19 protein-coding genes are annotated in these 19,034 nt (G+C 55.0%); 7 read left to right on the top strand and 12 right to left on the bottom strand.

Features of this window, described 5'->3' with window-relative positions; translation table 11 throughout:
• Positions 1 to 149 precede the first annotated feature (149 nt).
• Both AU511_RS11935 and zwf read right to left on the bottom strand, forming a co-directional pair.
• A complete protein-coding gene (locus tag AU511_RS11935) occupies positions 150 to 791 on the bottom strand; it encodes a bifunctional 4-hydroxy-2-oxoglutarate aldolase/2-dehydro-3-deoxy-phosphogluconate aldolase (protein WP_094109822.1) in 642 nt (213 codons plus the stop codon).
• Between the two features lie 121 nt (positions 792 to 912).
• Entirely contained in the window at positions 913 to 2,388 is a 1,476-nt protein-coding gene (gene zwf / locus AU511_RS11930; RefSeq protein ID WP_094109821.1) for a glucose-6-phosphate dehydrogenase, read from the bottom strand.
• 361 nt (positions 2,389 to 2,749) lie between these two features.
• Here zwf and AU511_RS11925 point away from each other — a divergent pair, with 361 nt between their 5' ends.
• The gene (locus tag AU511_RS11925; protein WP_094109820.1) at positions 2,750 to 3,619 is read left to right on the top strand and encodes a MurR/RpiR family transcriptional regulator; all 870 of its coding nucleotides are present in this window, start codon (positions 2,750 to 2,752) and stop codon (positions 3,617 to 3,619) included.
• A 153-nt stretch (positions 3,620 to 3,772) separates the two neighbouring features.
• Positions 3,773 to 5,215, top strand: coding sequence for a pyruvate kinase (gene pyk, locus AU511_RS11920; protein ID WP_094109819.1), 1,443 nt, complete (start codon positions 3,773 to 3,775; stop codon positions 5,213 to 5,215).
• Between the two features lie 238 nt (positions 5,216 to 5,453).
• Here the strand turns inward: pyk and AU511_RS11915 are convergent, their stop codons facing one another.
• From AU511_RS11915 to znuA, 4 genes are all read right to left on the bottom strand, one after another.
• A complete protein-coding gene (locus tag AU511_RS11915) occupies positions 5,454 to 5,783 on the bottom strand; it encodes a hypothetical protein (protein ID WP_094109818.1) in 330 nt (109 codons plus the stop codon).
• A gap of 332 nt (positions 5,784 to 6,115) precedes the next feature.
• On the bottom strand, positions 6,116 to 7,078 hold the full coding sequence (gene lpxM / locus AU511_RS11910) for a lauroyl-Kdo(2)-lipid IV(A) myristoyltransferase (protein ID WP_094109817.1): 963 nt from the start codon (positions 7,076 to 7,078) through the stop codon (positions 6,116 to 6,118).
• A gap of 152 nt (positions 7,079 to 7,230) precedes the next feature.
• The gene (gene mepM, locus AU511_RS11905) at positions 7,231 to 8,610 is read right to left on the bottom strand and encodes a murein DD-endopeptidase MepM (protein WP_094109816.1); all 1,380 of its coding nucleotides are present in this window, start codon (positions 8,608 to 8,610) and stop codon (positions 7,231 to 7,233) included.
• Between the two features lie 12 nt (positions 8,611 to 8,622).
• Entirely contained in the window at positions 8,623 to 9,612 is a 990-nt protein-coding gene (gene znuA / locus AU511_RS11900; protein ID WP_240503820.1) for a zinc ABC transporter substrate-binding protein ZnuA, read from the bottom strand.
• A gap of 132 nt (positions 9,613 to 9,744) precedes the next feature.
• Here znuA and znuC point away from each other — a divergent pair, with 132 nt between their 5' ends.
• Together znuC and znuB are read left to right on the top strand one after the other, a co-directional pair.
• Positions 9,745 to 10,497: a zinc ABC transporter ATP-binding protein ZnuC gene (gene znuC, locus AU511_RS11895; protein WP_094109814.1), complete on the top strand. Its 753-nt coding sequence runs from the start codon at positions 9,745 to 9,747 to the stop codon at positions 10,495 to 10,497.
• A complete protein-coding gene (gene znuB, locus AU511_RS11890; protein WP_094101113.1) occupies positions 10,494 to 11,279 on the top strand; it encodes a zinc ABC transporter permease subunit ZnuB in 786 nt (261 codons plus the stop codon). Before znuC ends, znuB begins: the two co-directional genes overlap by 4 nt.
• A gap of 141 nt (positions 11,280 to 11,420) precedes the next feature.
• Here the strand turns inward: znuB and ruvB are convergent, their stop codons facing one another.
• The 6 genes from ruvB to aspS all read right to left on the bottom strand — a co-directional run bounded on the left by ruvB (position 11,421) and on the right by aspS (position 16,702).
• Positions 11,421 to 12,425, bottom strand: a complete 1,005-nt coding sequence (gene ruvB / locus AU511_RS11885; RefSeq protein ID WP_094101114.1) for a Holliday junction branch migration DNA helicase RuvB — start codon at positions 12,423 to 12,425, stop codon at positions 11,421 to 11,423.
• A gap of 7 nt (positions 12,426 to 12,432) precedes the next feature.
• A complete protein-coding gene (ruvA, locus tag AU511_RS11880; protein WP_094101115.1) occupies positions 12,433 to 13,050 on the bottom strand; it encodes a Holliday junction branch migration protein RuvA in 618 nt (205 codons plus the stop codon).
• A gap of 84 nt (positions 13,051 to 13,134) precedes the next feature.
• On the bottom strand, positions 13,135 to 13,656 hold the full coding sequence (gene ruvC, locus AU511_RS11875; RefSeq protein WP_026742342.1) for a crossover junction endodeoxyribonuclease RuvC: 522 nt from the start codon (positions 13,654 to 13,656) through the stop codon (positions 13,135 to 13,137).
• Positions 13,657 to 13,693: 37 nt separating this feature from the next.
• Positions 13,694 to 14,437: a YebC/PmpR family DNA-binding transcriptional regulator gene (locus AU511_RS11870; RefSeq protein ID WP_085653332.1), complete on the bottom strand. Its 744-nt coding sequence runs from the start codon at positions 14,435 to 14,437 to the stop codon at positions 13,694 to 13,696.
• Positions 14,438 to 14,460: 23 nt separating this feature from the next.
• Positions 14,461 to 14,913, bottom strand: a complete 453-nt coding sequence (gene nudB, locus AU511_RS11865; RefSeq protein ID WP_139823909.1) for a dihydroneopterin triphosphate diphosphatase — start codon at positions 14,911 to 14,913, stop codon at positions 14,461 to 14,463.
• The gene (gene aspS / locus AU511_RS11860; protein WP_094109813.1) at positions 14,906 to 16,702 is read right to left on the bottom strand and encodes an aspartate--tRNA ligase; all 1,797 of its coding nucleotides are present in this window, start codon (positions 16,700 to 16,702) and stop codon (positions 14,906 to 14,908) included. The genes nudB and aspS overlap by 8 nt, the downstream gene beginning before the upstream one ends.
• Before the next feature lie 309 nt (positions 16,703 to 17,011).
• Here aspS and AU511_RS11855 point away from each other — a divergent pair, with 309 nt between their 5' ends.
• The 3 genes from AU511_RS11855 (at position 17,012) to AU511_RS11845 (ending at position 18,978) form a co-directional block, all read left to right on the top strand.
• Entirely contained in the window at positions 17,012 to 17,593 is a 582-nt protein-coding gene (locus AU511_RS11855) for a hydrolase (RefSeq protein ID WP_094109812.1), read from the top strand.
• Positions 17,594 to 17,611: 18 nt separating this feature from the next.
• On the top strand, positions 17,612 to 18,427 hold the full coding sequence (locus AU511_RS11850; RefSeq protein WP_094109811.1) for a DUF72 domain-containing protein: 816 nt from the start codon (positions 17,612 to 17,614) through the stop codon (positions 18,425 to 18,427).
• A gap of 155 nt (positions 18,428 to 18,582) precedes the next feature.
• Positions 18,583 to 18,978 carry an MAPEG family protein gene (locus tag AU511_RS11845; protein WP_094101120.1) on the top strand — a complete coding sequence of 132 codons (396 nt, stop codon included), beginning with the start codon at positions 18,583 to 18,585 and terminating at the stop codon, positions 18,976 to 18,978.
• The last annotated feature ends 56 nt before the right edge of the window (positions 18,979 to 19,034 follow it).

Genomic DNA, 19,034 nt, shown 5'->3' with positions numbered 1-19,034 from the left:
ACGCTGAGATAGAGGGATAGCCTGGTCCGACGAAAGGCCCATTGGGCTCATCATCATAAAAAAAACCACCTCCGAAGAGATGGTGTTGTCAAAGCACGAACACACGGCCAAAGCAGCATTAACGTCAGCTCACCGCATGATGTACTGGATTAGGCTTTAGCGCCTTCAACCGCCGTGCGAGCCAGCTCGGTGATGCGGTCATAGTCGCCGGACTCCAGCGCGTCAGCCGGCACCAGCCAAGAGCCGCCCACGCACAAGACGCTTTTCAGCGCCAAATAGTCGCGGTAGTTGTTCGGCGTAATCCCGCCGGTTGGGCAAAAACGGATTTTACCGAACGGACCCGCGATGGCCTGCAGGGCTTTCACGCCGCCGTTAGCCTCAGCCGGGAAGAATTTGAACTCCGTCAGTCCGTAATCCATGCCCAGCATCAGTTCAGAAACGGTGCTGATACCTGGAATCAGCGGAATATCGCCCGCCGTCGCCGCTTTTAACAACGGTTCGGTCAACCCAGGGCTAATGGCGAACTGCACACCGGCATCGACAACCTCGGCCAGTTGTTGAGGATTGGTCACCGTTCCCGCGCCCACAATCGCGTCCGGGACTTCTTTCGCAATCAGGCGAATCGCTTCGACCGCACACTCGGTGCGCAACGTGAGTTCCAGTACGCGGATACCGCCAGCGACCAGGGCTTTCGCCATGGGAACCGCATGTTCCAGTTTATTCACGACGATCACCGGAATGACCGGGCTTGCCGTCAGAATCTGTTCCGCACTGGTTTTCCAGTTTTTCATTAAGCGCTTTCTCCACTCATGCCTAATAGGCATTGATTAATTTGGCGCGGCCGCCCATGAGTCGACCGGGCCGTGATTCATTACTGCGTGGCCCCGACTATACAGAGGCTATGGTCAATCACTACTCGAATTCGTTCCAGGAACGGCCATCACGGGTAATCATCGCCACGGACGCAACCGGACCCCACGAGCCTGCCTGATAAGGCTTGGGCGCATCATTGTCCTGCCCCCAGGCTTCCATAATGGAGTCGACCCACTTCCAGGCCTCTTCCACTTCGTCGCGACGAACGAACAGCGCTTGAATACCTCGCATCGTTTCCAGCAACAGCCGCTCGTACGCATCGGCCAGGTGCTCCTGATTGAACGTTTCGGAGAAGCTGAGATCCAGTTTGGTCGTCTGCAGACGGTGCTTATGATCCAGCCCCGGAATTTTGTTCAAAATCTGAATCTCAATGCCTTCGTCAGGCTGAAGACGAATGATCAGTTTGTTTTGAGGCAGTTGCTGATAGGAATCGTGGAATAGATTGAGCGCCGGGTTTTTGAAGTACACCACGACTTCTGAACATTTACTCGGCAGGCGTTTACCGGTACGCAGGTAGAATGGCACGCCGGACCAGCGCCAGTCGTCAATATCCACGCGAAGGGCGACGAATGTCTCGGTGTTGCTGGATTTATTGGCGCCTTCTTCTTCCAAATAACCCGGCACTTTCTTGCCCTGAACGAAACCGGAAGTGTATTGGCCGCGTACGGTCGTGTCATGAATATTGGAACGATCGATACGGCGCAGAGAACGCAGTACCTTGACCTTCTCGTCACGGATGCGGTCCGTTGTCAGGTCGGACGGTGGCGACATGGCGATCATGGTCAGAATTTGCAGCAGATGGTTCTGAATCATGTCTCGCATCTGCCCGGCCTGGTCGAAATACCCCCAACGGCCTTCAATACCCACCTCTTCGGCGACGGTGATCTGAACGTGGTCGATGGTGCTGTTATCCCAGTTATTGGCAAACAGCGAATTGGCGAAGCGCAGCGCCAACAGGTTTAGAACCGTTTCTTTCCCGAGGTAATGGTCAATGCGATAAACCTGGCATTCGTTGAAGTATTCCGCCACCTGGTCATTGATAACCTGCGAAGAGGCCAAATCGGTTCCCAGCGGTTTTTCCATTACGACACGAGCAGGCTCTTTGTTTAACCCTGCTTTGCCAAGACCGCCGCAGATAGCCCCGAAGGTGCTGGGCGGCATGGCGAAATAGTTAATCGTTACGCGGTTTTCCTGGTCAAGCATGTCGCCCAAACGTGTGAAACCCGCGGCATCCTGTACATCCAGATTGCAGAAATCCAGCCGCTCGCTCAGTGTTTTCCACAGTTTATCGTCCAGCGGCTCTTTGAGAAAAGTATCCAGCGCTTCCCGCACGACTTTGGTGTAGGCCTTTTTGTCCCAGTCCGCACGGCCAACGCCGATGATACGGGTGTCCGGGTGAATATGACCTGCTTTTTCCAGTTGATACAGTGAAGGCAGCAATTTACGGCGCGCCAAATCCCCTTTTGCACCGAAAATCACCAGGTCACATGCCTGGGCCGTTGACGTTACCGCCATGTTCTATCTCCTCATTGCAGGATGCTGTAATTTTATTACATAGGTAATGTACTATTTTTGGCTGGGACCAGTAAACCGTTAGCCTGCGACTTACCCCATAAATCGCGGTGTAACAACGTGATACCTGAATATCTTCGTCGTCACACTGTTAACGACACGAGTCTTAAAGAGAAAATGAGCTAACAGTTTTGACAGTGAGTGACTACTTTGAAAGTTAGACACATGTCATGTTCTGGTGAAAAAACCACACTTTCGTTACGCCGCCCTCTGCCACGCCAGGTTAGCGCATAGTATATTTCCACGAAATTCGCATCGATTCACCTTTAGCTGAAATCGACATGACCATTGATGGTATCACTCTATGAAAATGCTGGATAAAGTTCGGACGCACCTGGAGCTACTGAGTAAGTCGGAAAGGAAAGTCGCTGAAGCCATTCTCGCCTCCCCTCAGTCAGCCATCCATTCCAGTATAGCGACACTCGCTAAGTTAGCGGAGGTGAGCGAACCCACCGTCAATCGATTCTGCCGGCGGCTGGACAGCAAAGGCTTCCCTGATTTCAAACTGAAGCTGGCGCAGAGTCTTGCCAACGGCACACCCTACGTGAACCGCAACGTGGATGAAGATGACACGGTCGAGGCCTACACGGCTAAAATTTTTGAGTCCACCATGGCCGGGCTTGAACATGCCAGATCGCGTATCGACATCGCCGCGGTCAACCGGGCGGTCGACCTGTTGACCCAGGCTCGCAAAATTTCCTTCTTTGGCTTCGGGGCCTCGGCGGCCGTCGCGCATGACGCCATGAACAAATTTTTTCGCTTCAACATCCCCGTGGCCTATTTCGACGACTTGGTCATGCAGCGCATGAGCTGCATGAATTCAGGCGAAGGCGACGTCGTGGTGTTGATTTCGCATACCGGCCGCACCAAAACCCTGGTGGACATGGCGCGTATTGCCCGCGAGAATGACGCGACGGTTATCGCTATCACTTCCGAAGGTACGCCGCTGGCTCGAGAAGCATCACTAACCCTCAAGTTGGAGGTTCCGGAAGATACCGACGTTTACATGCCGATGGTATCGCGCATCGCACAACTCACGCTGATTGATGTGCTGGCGACAGGGTTTACCTTACGGCGCGGCGCGAAATTTAGAGATAACTTGAAACGCGTCAAGGAAGCCTTAAAAGAATCGCGTTTTGATAAAGAAGGACCGTTCAGCACCCCATATAACTGATTTGCACTCAGCCGGCGTCGCGCCTTTTCGTCGGTACGGTTCAACCGCCACGGCATCCCCACAGTGCGGATCGCCCTCTCCCCCAGGGAGCGGCGTCAGCCGTGTTTAGATACTTTCGCCCTATTTCCGCTTCACCAGTCAACGGAGTCATCCATGTCCAGACGGTTAAGAAGAACGAAGATTGTGACTACTTTAGGGCCGGCAACCGACCGCGACAATAATCTGGAAAGAATTATTGCCGCCGGTGCAAACGTTGTCCGCTTGAACTTTTCTCACGGCACCGCAGAAGACCATCAACTACGTGCCGATAATGTGCGTAAAATTGCGGCAAGATTAGGCCGCCACGTCGCTATTCTTGGCGATCTCCAGGGTCCCAAAATTCGCGTTTCCACCTTCAAGGAAGGCAAAGTTTTCCTCAACGTCGGCGACAAATTCCTGCTTGATGCCAATCTGGGTCGCGGGGAAGGCGATAAAGAAGCCGTCGGTATCGACTACAAAGGTCTGCCCGATGACGTTGTTCCCGGCGACATCCTGCTGCTGGATGATGGTCGCGTTCAGCTCAAAGTGCTTGAGGTCGTTGACGCGAAGGTCTATACGGAGGTGACCGTCGGTGGCCCGTTATCGAACAACAAAGGCATTAACAAACTGGGTGGCGGGCTCTCTGCTGCGGCCCTGACCGACAAAGATAAAGCAGATATCGTGACCGCCGCTAAAATCGGCGTGGACTATTTGGCCGTCTCTTTTCCTCGTACCGGCGCCGATCTCAATTACGCTCGTGAACTAGCCTTGGAGGCGGGCTGTGAAGCCAAAATCGTCTCCAAAGTCGAACGCGCTGAAGCCGTTGCAACGGATGAAGCCATGGACGATATCATCTTGGCTTCCGACGTCGTCATGGTGGCCCGAGGCGATCTGGGCGTTGAAATCGGCGACCCTGAGCTGGTCGGTATCCAGAAAAAATTGATCCGTCGCGCCCGCAAGCTCAACCGAGCGGTCATCACCGCGACGCAGATGATGGAGTCGATGATCACCAATCCGATGCCGACGCGTGCAGAAGTCATGGACGTCGCCAACGCCGTGTTGGACGGTACCGACGCCGTTATGCTGTCGGCAGAGACCGCAGCGGGTCAGTATCCGGCGGAAACAGTAGCAGCGATGGCCAACGTGTGTCTGGGCGCGGAAAAAATCCCTAGCATCAACGTGTCAACACACCGTCTGGACGCCGAATTCGATAATGTCGAAGAGTCGGTGGCGATGTCGGCGATGTATGCCGCCAACCACCTGAAAGGCGTGACCGCCATCGTCGCGATGACCGAGTCGGGTCGTACCGCGCTGATGATGTCCCGCATCAGTTCCGGATTACCTATTTTTGCTATGTCTCGTCATGAAGGTACACTGAATCTGACTGCGCTGTATCGTGGCGTCACACCCGTGCAATTCACTCGTTATTCCGACGGCGTGGAAGCCGCGAATGATGCCGTCATTCTGCTGCGCGACAAAGGGTTCCTGATGTCCGGCGATCTGGTGATCGTTACGCAGGGCGATGTCATGGGCACGGTTGGCACGACGAATACGGTCAGGATCTTGCGGGTCGAATAAACGAATCATCACTCGCTATCGTCCCCTGCAACGGGCATGTTTTTTTAGATAGAAAAAAGCCGGAACTTCCGGCTTTTTTCTTAGGGGGAAAATTGAAAATGTTATGATTCAATGCGTTGTCACACAGATGCACATTTACTTTGTTTATTGAATTATCCGCGTTAAATTTCTGACTTCATCACTCTCCCATTCTATTTCTGACACCCTTCTCAGCTCACTTTTTGGGCGGGAATAACTCCTACTGTTTCTCTTTGGACGAATTCACATTATTAGCGTGATGCTTTACGGCTGATTTTTTCGCCTGCACCTTTTCGTGCAACTGGGTATTTTTCTTTTGAACTGTTTTCTGATGATTTTCGGCGTGGGATTTGGCAGCCTGACGCTCCGCCTCCACTTTTTTCGCCGTATGCGTGCCGATGTCGTGGCTAGCGGCTTCTACTCGCCCGTGGTCCGTAACAGGTGCCTTGACGTTACCGTTGTAGACGGGATCAACCGCCGCGTTGGCTGCCGTAAAGCTCAGTGCTGATGTCGCCAGTAAGGCACCTAAAAAAACCGGTTTAAAATGCATAATGAATATCCTTTTACCGCTCTATTTAATTTGAATGGTCGGTCATATAAAACGCATCGGAGAGGTGTCGTCCGCTTAAATTACAGACCTAACGCTAAAGTCATCCTGATGACGACCACGAGGAAAGTAATAACAAGGGATAAAGGATAATAATACGAGGAATTGTCTGAGATAATAGAAAATCAGGCATGAACAAGACGCTAATTATGTCTTATGTTCGGATAGGGTAAAGTTTAATTTAAAATTATTTCCATATTCACCGATGCCGTTATTTCCGGCACCGGTGAAATGTCATAAACGATGACGTCATAACACATCAAGCCATCGTTATATTATAAATCTTTGCGCTGATAAGGTTCCGTTTCTCCCGGCTTGCGGGTCTTTAACAATTTGAGGATCCAGGTGTACTGTTCCGGATTGGGACGTACCAAATACTCCAATTCTTCGTTCATTCGGCGCGCAATGCCCACATCGTCCGCCTGTGCGATATCGCTCATCGGCGGACGGACATAAATATCCAGCCGTGAAGCCCGAGCATTGTAGACCGGAAATAGCGGAACAATCTCACTACGGCAAACCTTCATCAAGCGACCGATCGCGGGCAGCGTAGCCTTATAGGTAGCAAAGAAATCGACGAATTCGCTATGCTCAGCCCCGTGATCCTGATCCGGCAAATAGTAGCCCCAATAGCCTTCCCGCACCGACCCAATAAAGGGCTTGATGCCATCGTTACGCGTGTGCAATCTACCGCCAAAGCGGCGCCTCAGCAGGTTCCACAGATAATCGACCAGTTCATTTTTTTGGTTGTGGATCATCGCCGCCATTTTCTGACCGCGCCAGCTCATCAGCATTGCCGGCAGGTCGACCGCCCAGCCGTGCGGCACCATGAAGATCACATTTCGATCCTGGTCTCTCAACGTATCGATGATGGCTTCGCCGTGCCACCGCACTCGCTTATAAACCCGTCTGGCCGGGAGAATAGCCAACTCGACCATCAGTACTATGGACTGAATGGAGGTCGCGAACATGTCATCGATGATCTTCTCACGCTGCGACTCGGTTATCTCAGGCATACACAGCAGCAGGTTGATGCGTGCGCGGCGGCGCGCGCCTTTAGAAACGCGGCCAACCATTCGACCTAACGCGCCCAGCACCGGATCGCGCAGCTTAGCCGGTAGGCAGGCGACTAGCGCCAGCGCGCCCGCTCCCAGCCAAATCCCCCAATAACGTGGGAGAAAAAAAGCAGATTGAAACTGAGGAATGAACTCGGACCGATTTTTCTTCACTTTTTCCATGCGTTTACTCTTGAGTACTTAGCGGTGACCGCGTTGAGGGCAGTCAGCCTGATAACTATCATTAAGCTAGATCGCCCTCCTGAGAGGTCGCGATCCATAAAAAAACAGCCGGTGGCGATGAGGCGACCGGCTGTTGCAAGATGTTGGGGAAGTTAATCCAGCTGCAACTGCGGCAGCATCTCGCGCACCTGAGCCAGGTAGTCACGACGTTCTTTGCCGTCCAGCCCTTCAGAGCGCGGCAGCTTCGCCGTCAGCGGATTGACCGCCTGCTGGTTAATCCAGACTTCATAGTGCAGATGCGGTCCGGTTGAGCGGCCAGTATTGCCCGACAGCGCGATACGGTCGCCGCGTTTGACTTTCTGCCCCGGTTTAACAAGGAGTCGGCTTAAATGCATATAGCGCGTGGTGTACTGACGACCATGACGTAAGGCGATGTAGTTGCCTGCCGCTCCGTCACGCTTCGCGACCACCACTTCCCCATCACCGATAGCCAACACGGGCGTTCCCACCGGCAGCGCGAAATCGACGCCGCGATGCGGTGCCACTCGCCCTGTGACAGGATTAAGCCGACGAGGGTTGAAGTTGGAAGAGATTTTAAACTGTTTCATGGTCGGGAAACGCATAAAGCCGCGAGATAACCCAGAACCCTCACGGTCATAGAACTTCCCATCTTCAGAACGGAAAGCATAGTAATCTTTACCGCCGGTGCGCAGACGGACGGCCTGCAGTTCGCTTTGCTCGTTGTGACCGTCGAGCACTTCGCGGGACATCAGCACCGAGAAACGATCGTCGAGACGCAATTTACGGAAATCCAACTGCCACTGTAGCGCTTTGATCACTTCGCGCACTTCGCCGTTGGTCAGTCCCGCATTCAATGCGCTGTTGACAAAGCTGCCCGTCAGCCGCCCGGTCAACACCTTGTTGTGCCAATCGCCCTGCATGTTTTCGATCGCTTCTTTGAAAACATCGCCCTTACGGGTGTAGGTGCGAACTTCCCGACGGGAAACCTGCCACCGCAAGCTTTGCAGATCGCCGTCCTTTCCCAGCTCCCAGGAAATCTGCTGACCAATCTTCAGATTGCGCAATGCGGAGTTCTGCTCGGCTAAAGTCGCGATGTCGGACATATCGATGCCGTACTGGGTCAGTATGCTGCCGAGGGTATCGCCTGTAGAGACGACATATTCATGCGCGGCGTTGCCGTCGGACACGTTGTCGTCCAGTTCATCCTTCGGGATATCGTCCGAAGGCGTCGGCTGGTCGAGCATCGTATTGTCGTCGCTGTCGGCGGAGTTCGCGTTAGCGGATGAAGGCGCATCCAGCGGTTCGCTAGCGGGAGGAGTTAATGTTTTAGGCTGATTTCTTTCATTATCAGCATCTTTGATAATCACAGGCGCATCGTTGACCGGGGGGTAAACCATTGGCCGCCAGACGGCGACGGCCAGTGTTACTATGGTCAGCGACCCCAACATCACTCGGTGAGGTCTTGGGAGAGTGTTATACGCCTGAGCGATAGTTCGGACTATCTGCTGCACTTATTCGTATCCTCATAATTTTTTCTCCAGGCAGCTCAGATACTGGTTAGACAATTGCAGCAAAAAGCGCGCATAGCTGTCTTTATCCAGAGCGATGTCGCTTCCCAACGGGTCCAAGACGCCCATGCGTACCTGCGTTCCCTTGGCGACAGCACTGATGACCGCTGGCCTGAATTGTGGCTCAGCAAAAACGCATTCCGCTTTGTGCTCAACCAACTGTGTTCGTATTTGATGTAAACGCTGTGCTCCAGGCGAGATGGCCGGATTGATTGTGAAGTAACCAAGAGGGCTTAATCCGTAGTGTTGTTCAAAGTACCCATAGGCATCATGAAACACGAAATAGCCTTTGTTTCGCACAGGCGACAGCATATTAACAATATTTTTATCCGTATGCGCAAGTTTCTCAGTGAATTGAGTCAGGTTCGCGTCTAATTTGTCCTTATTCTGCGGCATTAGTTCCAATAATTTGTCATGAATGGCGATAGCGGACGCTTGCGCCATTTCCGGCGACAGCCAAATGTGCATATTGAACTCGCCGTGATGGTGCCCGTCGTCATGTTCTTCCTCTATCGCTGCCGCGCCGTGCGCGTGGTCTTCATCATGCTCGTCATGGACCTCTGCCGCGTGGGTGTGTTCGTCATGATCCGCTTGGTGACTATCACCATCGTGGTCACTCTCGCTGTGGCGGTGCGACGCTTTGATCATGGCGGCTTGAATCTCCGGTAGGGCTGAAAGCGTGATTTGACGGTTTGGCGGAATTTGACTCAGCGGCTTCTGAAGGAAGGTTTCCATCTCCGGCCCAACCCAGATAACCAATTCAGAGGACTGTAAACGCTGGACATCAGAAGGACGCAGGGCATAATCGTGGGGCGACGCGCCGTCCGGCAGCAGCACTTCCGTCGGCGTCACACCGTCAGTAATCGCGGCGGCGATGAAAGCTAGCGGGCGAATGGACGTCACCACGTCCGCAGAAGCGATTGGAGCAGCCCCCGCCGCCATCATTAACGTGCTGGCGGTTAACGTTTTTTTTACCCATTGATGTAAGTTACGGCGTGTCATGACAGGTCATCCATCGATTTCAGAAAAAATTTTCGTTATATTATAACGTCACACGGTATCTGCAAGCAGAATTCTATGTCTACACTGGTTTCTCTCAACAATATTTCCGTCCAGTTCGGCAGCCGACGCGTACTCTCAGACATCTCGCTGACGCTGCAGCCTGGTCGAATCCTCACCCTTTTAGGCCCGAACGGCGCTGGAAAATCCACGTTGGTCAGAGTCGTGCTTGGTTTGCAGGACATTGCCGGCGGCACGCTCACCCGGACGCCGGGTCTGCGCATCGGCTACGTGCCTCAGAAGCTGCATCTCGATGCCACCCTGCCCCTGACGGTCAGCCGCTTTATGCAGCTCAGTCCCGGCGTCAAAAAACAGGATATCCTCCCCGCATTAAAACGGGTCAATGCCGGACACCTGCCGGGACAGCCGATGCAAAAACTTTCCGGGGGCGAGACCCAGCGTGTGCTGCTGGCCCGTGCGATCCTTACGCGTCCCCAATTGCTGGTGCTGGATGAACCGACGCAGGGCGTCGACGTCAACGGCCAGCTGGCGCTCTACGACCTCATCAATCAGCTGCGCCAGGAGTATGGCTGCGGGGTATTGATGGTTTCCCATGACCTGCACCTGGTGATGGCGAAAACGGATGAGGTCCTGTGTCTTAATCAGCACGTTTGCTGCTCCGGCGCGCCGGAGGTCGTTTCTCTGCACCCCGAGTTTTTGGCAATGTTCGGCCAGCGCGGCGCGGAACAGCTGGCCGTTTACCGGCATCACCACAATCATCGACATGATTTAAATGGAAAAGTGATTTTGAAAAGGCAGGATGGCGCATGATCGAATTGTTATTTCCCGGCTGGCTGGCGGGAATATTGCTGGCTGTGGCGGCCGGTCCACTGGGCTCCTTCGTCGTGTGGCGGCGAATGTCTTATTTTGGCGATACGCTGGCGCATGCGTCTCTGCTGGGGGTCGCTTTTGGTTTACTGCTGGATGTGAATCCCTTTTACGCCGTGATTGCCGTCACGCTGGCGCTGGCGCTGGGGCTAGTGTGGCTCGAACGTCGACCTTATCTCGCCATTGATACGCTGCTGGGCATTATGGCGCATAGCGCGCTCTCGTTAGGTCTGGTCGTGGTCAGCCTAATGAGCAACGTTCGGGTCGACCTTATGGCCTACCTGTTCGGCGACCTGCTCTCCGTCACCACCGATGACCTGTGGTTGATTGGGTGCGGGGTCGCCGTGGTCGTTTCTATTCTGTGCTGGCAGTGGCGTGCGCTGCTTTCCATGACGATCAGTCCGGAGCTGGCGCACGTCGACGGGGTTTCTCTGCAGCGCAGCAAACTCCTGTTGATGCTGGTGACCGCATTGACCATTGGTCTGGCAATGAAGTTTGTCGGCGCGCTGATTATCACATCACTGCTGATCATCCCTGCCGCCGCCGCCCGGCGCTTTGCCCGCACGCCCGAACAGATGGCGGGGATCGCCATTGTCATCGGGATGATTGCCGTGACGGGCGGCTTGATGCTTTCAGCCGATGCCAATACCCCGGCGGGCCCTTCCGTGGTGCTCTGCGCCTCTCTGCTGTTTATGCTGAGCCTGATGAAGAAGCAATCCGCCTAGTTACACCGCTGGCCTGCGTGATCTTCATGCAGGCCAGTTCAATCTCCTCCACCCTATCTTTTGCCTTATCGGGCGTTCTTAAAAAATAAGGCCGCGATATAGGCGGCCTTCTGCAAATGCGTTCAGACAAAAACGTCAGCGTTACTCTTCCCGCGTCAAACCGAAGTGGCGATAGGCATGTTGCGTGGCGATGCGCCCACGCGGCGTGCGCTGTAAAAAGCCCTGTTGAATCAAAAATGGCTCCAGCACATCCTCGATGGTTTCGCGCTCTTCGCCGATGGCCGCAGCCAGGTTATCCAGCCCGACCGGGCCGCCCATGAACTTATCGATGACCGCCAGCAGTAACTTGCGGTCCATATAGTCGAAACCCTCGGAGTCGACCGCCAGCATATCCAACGCCTGAATCGCGATGTCGCCGTCAATCACGCCGTTCGACTTCACCTCGGAAAAGTCCCGAACACGACGCAGCAAGCGGTTGGCGATACGCGGCGTACCACGCGCACGGCGGGCCACCTCAAGTGCACCTTCCTCCGTCATCTCCAGTCCGAGACAAACGGCGCTGCGGCCAACGATGTATTGCAAATCCGGAACCTGATAGAACTCGAGACGCTGCACGATACCGAAGCGATCGCGCAGTGGCGAGGTCAACGACCCCGCCCGGGTCGTAGCGCCCACCAACGTGAACGGAGGGAGATCCAACTTGATTGAACGCGCCGCAGGACCTTCGCCGATCATGATGTCCAACTGATAGTCTTCCATCGCAGGATAAAGCACCTCTTCCACCACCGGCGACAGGCGGTGAATTTCATCAATGAAGAGCACATCGTGGGGTTCAAGGTTAGTCAGCAGCGCGGCCAAATCGCCCGCTTTTTCAAGCACGGGGCCGGACGTGGTGCGCAGGTTCACCCCCATTTCGTTGGCCACGATATTGGCCAACGTGGTTTTGCCCAGTCCGGGAGGACCGAAGATCAACAGGTGGTCCAGCGCATCGCCACGCTGTTTCGCCGCCTGTATGAAGATTTCCATCTGCTCGCGCACCTTGGGCTGGCCGACGTACTCCGTCAACAACTTGGGGCGGATAGCGCGATCCAGCACTTCTTCTTCGGTGACGACCTCGGGGGAGATTAAACGATCGGCTTCAATCATGGCTACCTCAAAGAACGGCGCGCAGCGCGTCTCGGATCAGGGTTTCACAATCAGCGCCAGGTTTGGCGATCTTGCTAATCATCCGGCTGGCTTCCTGCGGCTTATAACCCAGCGCCACCAGCGCAGACTCTGCTTCGGCTTCAATATCCGCAGACGATGCTGCGGCATCCGTTGCCGGCGGCAAGGTCAGGTCGCTGGCCGGATTGAACATATCGCCATTGAGTCCCTTGAAGCGATCCTTCATCTCAACTACCAAACGCTCGGCCGTTTTCTTACCCACGCCAGGCAGTTTCACCAAGGCGCCGATTTCCTGACGCTCGACCGCGCCGACAAACTGCTGCGCCGACATACCGGAGAGAATGGCCAACGCCAGTTTTGGTCCGACGCCATTGACTTTGATTAGCTCTCGGAACAGGGAACGTTCCTGCTTGTTGTTGAACCCGAACAGCAGTTGCGCATCTTCACGCACGACAAAATGGGTGAAGATGATCGCTTCCTGTCCCAGCTCGGGCAACTCGTAGAAACAGGTCATCGGCATATGCACTTCATACCCCACGCCGTTGGCTTCAATCAATACCTGCGGGGGTTGTTTTTCCAGAATGATGCCTCTGAGACGACCTATCACGTGACGTTTCCTTTTGAATTTACGCTTAACGATGGGGTATAGCTTATACCATAAAAAAGGCTGGATGAATATCCAGCCCGGTCTCTAGCGCAGCCGCCCTCGCGCTAGGGTTAGCCTCTCCTGCCCCATGCGGGTCAAGTTCTGACTGAAGTGACAATGCGTGATGGCAATAGCCAGCGCATCAGCGGCATCCGCCTGGGGATTGGCGGGCAATTTCAGCAATGATCGCACCATATGCTGCACCTGACTTTTTTCCGCAGCGCCGGTGCCGACTACCGTTTGCTTTACCTGCCGCGCCGCATATTCAAAAACCGGCAGCGACTGGTTGACCGCCGCGACGATGGCCGCTCCCCGCGCCTGTCCAAGCTTTAGCGCCGAGTCGGCATTCCGCGCCATAAAAACCTGCTCAATGGCGAAACAGTCCGGCTGAAACTGCGTGATGATTTCACTCACTCCCGCATAAATCAGCTTCAGCCGCCCGGGAATATCATCCACCACGGTGCGAATGCAGCCGCTACCAAGGTAGCTAATCTGCCGCCCCTGTTGGCGGATGATGCCATAACCGGTGATTCGCGAACCAGGGTCAATACCTAAGATGATCGTCAACGCCTGTCTCCCCACCGGTTCATCGCCGGCAACGCCATTACAGCAGCGCCGCCACCTCGTCGGAGATATCACCGTTGTGGTAAACCTCCTGCACGTCGTCACAGTCTTCCAACATGTCGATCAAACGCATCAGTTTCGGTGCGGTTTCTGCATCCATATCGGCCTTGGTCGAAGGGATCATGGACACTTCGGCGGCTTCAGCCACCAGACCGGCGGCATCCAGCGCATCTTTGACTTCACCGAAGGTTTCCCACGGAGTGTAAACGTCGATAGCGCCGTCGTCATAGGTCACGACATCGTCCGCACCCGCTTCCAGCGCCGCATCCATGACCGTGTCTTCATCCAGACCCGGTGCGTAAGAAATCACGCCTTTTTTCGTAAACAGATAGGCGACGGAGCCGTCAGTGCCGAGGTTACCGCCGCTTTTGGTAAACGCGTGACGGACTTCGGAAACCGTACGGTTACGGTTGTCGCTCAGGCATTCCACCATCACCGCGGTGCCGCCGGGGCCGTAACCTTCATAAATGATGGTTTCCATGTTGTCGGCATCATCGCCGCCCACGCCGCGGGCAATCGCGCGGTTCAGAGTATCGCGCGTCATGTTGTTGGACAGCGCCTTATCGACCGCTGCACGCAAACGTGGGTTGGAGGCAACTTCACCGCCGCCCAGACGGGCTGCGGTCACCAGCTCACGAATAATTTTGGTGAAAATTTTTCCGCGTTTAGAATCCTGCGCCGCTTTACGATGTTTCGTGTTGGCCCACTTACTATGACCTGCCATAAAAATCTCCGAAAAAAGCCTGTTCAGGCCGGATAAATAACAAATTCTTCAATCGCCTGCCGGTTACTCCATGACTTTGTCAGCCGCGCCGCGCTGGGCGCGTCAAGCCACTGATACGCGAGATGTTCGCTGATCCGCACCTCACGTTCCGCAGGTAACGCCAGACAGAACCACGATTCCTTATTGTGCGTGACCCCCGGGGCATAGCGATGTCTTAAATGAGCAAAAAGCTCGAACTCAACACAGCGATGACAGTCGACCAGCGATAGCGCTTCCGCCGCGATATCGATGTCCACCTCTTCCTTTACTTCACGCTGTGCGGCATACCGCGCGGTTTCACCCTCTTCCAGGCTGCCGGTAACCGACTGCCAGAAGTCAGGATCGTCGCGCCGTTGCAACATGAGCACCCGCCCGGTGTCACGGGCATAAATAACCACCAGAACCGAAACGGGTCGCTTATAGGTCATATCATGGATTCTCTGACCGTTGATCCTGTGCCGCTTTACCTTTGCCCACAACCGCGATAGAGAGTTCATCCAACGCCGCCGGATTGGCGAAGTTCGGGGCTTCGGTCATCAGACAGGCGGCCGCCGTGGTTTTCGGGAACGCGATAACATCACGGATATTGTCAGTTCCGGTCAACAGCATGACCAGACGGTCGAGACCGAACGCCAGACCCGCATGCGGCGGCGTGCCGAATTTGAGGGCGTCCAGCAGGAAGCCGAACTTCTCGCGCTGCTCATGTTCAGTAATACCCAGAATGCGGAATACCGCCTGCTGCATGTCGCCGTTGTGGATACGTACAGACCCCCCGCCCACTTCATAGCCATTCAACACCATATCGTAGGCGTTGGCGATAGCCGAGGTTGGCGCGGCTTCCAACTGCTCCGGCGTCATGTTGCTCGGCGCAGTAAACGGATGATGCATCGCAGTTAAACCATCTTCGCCATCGTCTTCAAACATCGGGAAGTCGATGACCCACAGTGGGCGCCAGCTGCCTTCTTCCGTCAGTTTCAGCTCGCGGCCCAGCTTCAGTCGCAGCGCACCCAGCGCGTCAGAGACCACGTTAGCTTTGTCAGCGCCGAAGAAGATGATGTCGCCGTCCGCCGCATCGGTGCGTTCCAACACTGCCGAGATGATCGCTTCATTCAGGAACTTGGCGACCGGACTCTGGATACCTTCCAGGCCTTTAGCGCGCTCGTTGACCTTGATGTAGGCAAGACCTTTCGCGCCGTAAATCTCCACAAACTTCGCGTATTCATCGATCTGTTTACGGCTCAGTTGGGAGCCGCCCGGCACGCGCAGCGCAGCAACGCGGCCGCTGACATCGTTGGCAGGACCGGAGAACACTTTGAATTCGACGTCCTTCAGCAGGTCCGCGACGTCCACCAGCTCCATCGGGTTGCGCAGGTCCGGCTTGTCGGAACCGTAGCGACGCATCGCTTCGGCAAAGGTCATGATTGGGAACTCGCCGAGATCAACGTCGAGGATATCCAACCACAGCTCACGCACCAGTTTTTCCATCAGCTCGCGCACCTGCGGAGCCGTCAGGAACGATGTTTCCACATCGATCTGAGTAAACTCCGGCTGACGGTCTGCACGCAGATCTTCGTCACGGAAACATTTTACGATCTGATAGTAGCGGTCGAAGCCTGACATCATCAGCAACTGCTTGAACAGCTGAGGCGACTGCGGCAGCGCGTAGAACTTGCCTTTGTGTACCCGGCTTGGCACCAGATAGTCGCGCGCGCCTTCCGGCGTGGCTTTGGTCAGCATCGGCGTTTCAATATCCAGAAAACCGTTGCTGTCCATGTAACGACGTACAAAGCTGGTGATGCGTGCACGCGTTTTGAGACGCTGCGCCATTTCAGGACGGCGCAAATCGAGGTAGCGATACTTCAGGCGAGCTTCTTCGCTGTTGATCTGATTGCCGTCCAGCGGCAACGGCTCAGCACGGTTGATGATGGTCAGTGAAGTCGCGATCACTTCCACTTCCCCCGTCGCCATATCTTTGTTCACCTGATTGTCCGGACGGGCGCGCACCTGACCGGTCAGCTGAATACAAAATTCGTTACGCAGTTCGGAAGCCAGGGTAAATGCGTCCTGTCGATCAGGATCGAAAAAGACCTGAACCAGACCTTCGCGGTCACGCATATCAATGAAAATCAAGCCACCCAGATCGCGTCGACGGTTAACCCAGCCGCACAATGTCACTTCCTGGCCCACGTGGGACGAGTTTAACCGTCCGCAATATTCAGTACGCATCACGATGTCCTTTATACTCAACCGCCGTTGCCGCGCCCAACCAACCCGTTTGACGGCTGGCGAAGCGACGGCATGATTTGCGGGAATACTGTCCGATGAAAAAAGGGGGGCATTATAAAGGAATTTCCCCCTTTCGATAAGAGTCCCGACTGGCTGTGGCGGCTTTCTTCACCGCGCTGCCCTTTGTTTGATAAAAAAGTTAACATTATTATCATCTGGTAAACGTTTTTTGCTGGCCTGTTTACCGGCCTCCGCCTAGCCTGAAGCCAAGATTGAAGACCTGATTCATCACATTACGGGGCCCTCACCATGCTGAAACTGATACCCTCTACCACCGCGTTGGTACTGATCGATCTCCAGGAAGGCATTCTTCCTTTCGCCGGCGGGCCCTATCCCGCACAGGACGTGGTCAGTCGTGCGGATAAGTTGGCGACAATCTGCCGCCAGAACGGCGCGACGCTCATCCTTGTGCGCGTCGGCTGGTCCGCAGACTTAGGCGATGCGCCCCGACAGACGGTCGACCAACCCAATGCGGCCGGGACCCTGCCGGAGAATTGGCTGACGTTTGCGTCGGGGCTCAACGTTAGCGACAGCGATATCTGCATCATCAAACACCAGTGGGGCGCGTTTTACGGTACGGATCTCGATTTGCAACTCCGCCGCCGCGGCATCGATACCCTCATTTTGGGAGGCATTTCCACTAACATCGGCGTAGAGTCCACCGCGCGCAACGCCTGGGAGCACGGCTATAACCTGGTGATAGCCGAAGACCTCTGCAGTGCCGGCAGCGCTGAACAGCATCAGAGCAGTATGACGCATATTTTCCCGCGTATCGCTCGGGTACGGAACAGCGCCGAGATCGCGCAGGCGTTAACCACGGACACGGAATAGAAGGCACAACGCAAAACTATGTATATCGGATTGCCGCAGTGGCAGCACGCGGCCTGGGGAAAACTGGGATTACGCGACCTGGCGGACTACGCTAGACACTTTAACTGCGTGGAAGGTAATACCACCTTTTATGCGCTGCCATCCGCGGAAGTGGTTTTACGCTGGCGGGACATGACGCACGATGATTTCCGTTTCTGCTTCAAATTCCCGTCGACCATCAGCCATCAGGCGGCGCTGCGTGATTGCCAGCCAGATGTGACTCAATTCTTTCGCTGCATAGCGCCGCTGGCGACTCGAATGGGACAAGTGTGGCTGCAGTTGCCTGCTGCGTTCGGTCCCGGACAACTGCCGGACCTATGGCAGTTTCTGGATGCGCTGCCGTCGGGGTATACCTACGGCGTCGAGGTTCGTCACCCGCAGTTTTTCGCGAAAGACGAGGATGAGCGTCGGCTCAATCGGGGGCTGCATCAGCGTGGCGTCAACCGCGTCATTATGGACAGCAGGCCGGTCCATAGCGCGATAGCCGACAGTGAAGCGATGCGAGAAGCCCAGCGTAAAAAACCACGCGTTCCCGTCCACGCCGTAGTGACCGCCTCACAGCCGCTTGTGCGATTTATCGGCAACGACAGTCAGGAGGATAACTTGCGTTGGTTCGAGCCATGGCTCGCGAAACTGGCTCACTGGCAGACCGCGCACTCGCCTTACCTATTCATTCACACGCCGGATATCGGATTTGCGCCGGAGCTGGCGCGTCAGCTGTGGCCTCAACTGCGCGCAGTGCTGTCGGATATGCCGCCGCAGCCGCATTGGCCAGAGCAGTCAACGCTGTTTTAATCGACGCTGACAAGGCTTTTGTTAGTTCTTTTTCTTATACACAAACCACCCTGGTAAAAAATTTCAGATAAAAAACCCTGCCGTTCCAGGCGACAGTTGGGCAAAAGAGAGGCTATTATTCTGCCAGCCGCTTTGGACAGGCAATGGAGTAGAAAATGGTAAGCACGCTATACGTGGTGCTCGGTGCATTGTTGTTAATCAAGCTTTCTTTTGACGTCGTGAAACTCAGGATGCAGTACCGTGTCGCCTACGGCGACGGCGGTTTTTACGAGCTGCAAACCGCGATTCGGGTTCACGGCAACGCGGTCGAATACATTCCCATCGGCGCTATCATGCTGGTGTTAATGGAAATGAACGGCGCGCTGATCGGCATGATCCACCTCTGCGGCATCCTGCTGATCCTCGGTCGTTTGTTTCATTACTCTGGCTTACGGCAGCGCGAATTCCGCTGGCGCCGCTATGGCATGATGTCGACCTATCTTTCTCTGACATTGATGGTTTTGGCGAACCTGTATTATCTGCCCTGGGAACTGATCTTGACCCTGCGATAACCCTTGTTCCACGGTAAGACGGGCCCCCGTGCTTACCGTATTACCTCCCCGCTCTC

The sequence above is a fragment of the Lonsdalea iberica genome (assembly GCF_002111585.1).
Lineage (GTDB): Bacteria > Pseudomonadota > Gammaproteobacteria > Enterobacterales > Enterobacteriaceae > Lonsdalea > Lonsdalea iberica.
Note: the sequence above shows the minus strand (reverse complement) of the source record. Positions and strands in the feature narration are given on the sequence as shown.

Coding starts and splice junctions, on each gene's coding strand:
- znuA (WP_240503820.1), bottom strand. CDS start 9,612: ATGATGGCGGCGGGGGCTGCTCCAATCGCTTCTGCGGACGTGGTGACG.
- ruvB (WP_094101114.1), bottom strand. CDS start 12,425: ATGATTGAAGCCGATCGTTTAATCTCCCCCGAGGTCGTCACCGAAGAA.
- znuC (WP_094109814.1), top strand. CDS start 9,745: ATGTCTACACTGGTTTCTCTCAACAATATTTCCGTCCAGTTCGGCAGC.
- AU511_RS11850 (WP_094109811.1), top strand. CDS start 17,612: ATGTATATCGGATTGCCGCAGTGGCAGCACGCGGCCTGGGGAAAACTG.
- AU511_RS11855 (WP_094109812.1), top strand. CDS start 17,012: ATGCTGAAACTGATACCCTCTACCACCGCGTTGGTACTGATCGATCTC.
- znuB (WP_094101113.1), top strand. CDS start 10,494: ATGATCGAATTGTTATTTCCCGGCTGGCTGGCGGGAATATTGCTGGCT.
- aspS (WP_094109813.1), bottom strand. CDS start 16,702: ATGCGTACTGAATATTGCGGACGGTTAAACTCGTCCCACGTGGGCCAG.
- lpxM (WP_094109817.1), bottom strand. CDS start 7,078: ATGGAAAAAGTGAAGAAAAATCGGTCCGAGTTCATTCCTCAGTTTCAA.
- AU511_RS11870 (WP_085653332.1), bottom strand. CDS start 14,437: ATGGCAGGTCATAGTAAGTGGGCCAACACGAAACATCGTAAAGCGGCG.
- zwf (WP_094109821.1), bottom strand. CDS start 2,388: ATGGCGGTAACGTCAACGGCCCAGGCATGTGACCTGGTGATTTTCGGT.
- pyk (WP_094109819.1), top strand. CDS start 3,773: ATGTCCAGACGGTTAAGAAGAACGAAGATTGTGACTACTTTAGGGCCG.
- AU511_RS11845 (WP_094101120.1), top strand. CDS start 18,583: ATGGTAAGCACGCTATACGTGGTGCTCGGTGCATTGTTGTTAATCAAG.
- AU511_RS11925 (WP_094109820.1), top strand. CDS start 2,750: ATGAAAATGCTGGATAAAGTTCGGACGCACCTGGAGCTACTGAGTAAG.
- AU511_RS11935 (WP_094109822.1), bottom strand. CDS start 791: ATGAAAAACTGGAAAACCAGTGCGGAACAGATTCTGACGGCAAGCCCG.
- AU511_RS11915 (WP_094109818.1), bottom strand. CDS start 5,783: ATGCATTTTAAACCGGTTTTTTTAGGTGCCTTACTGGCGACATCAGCA.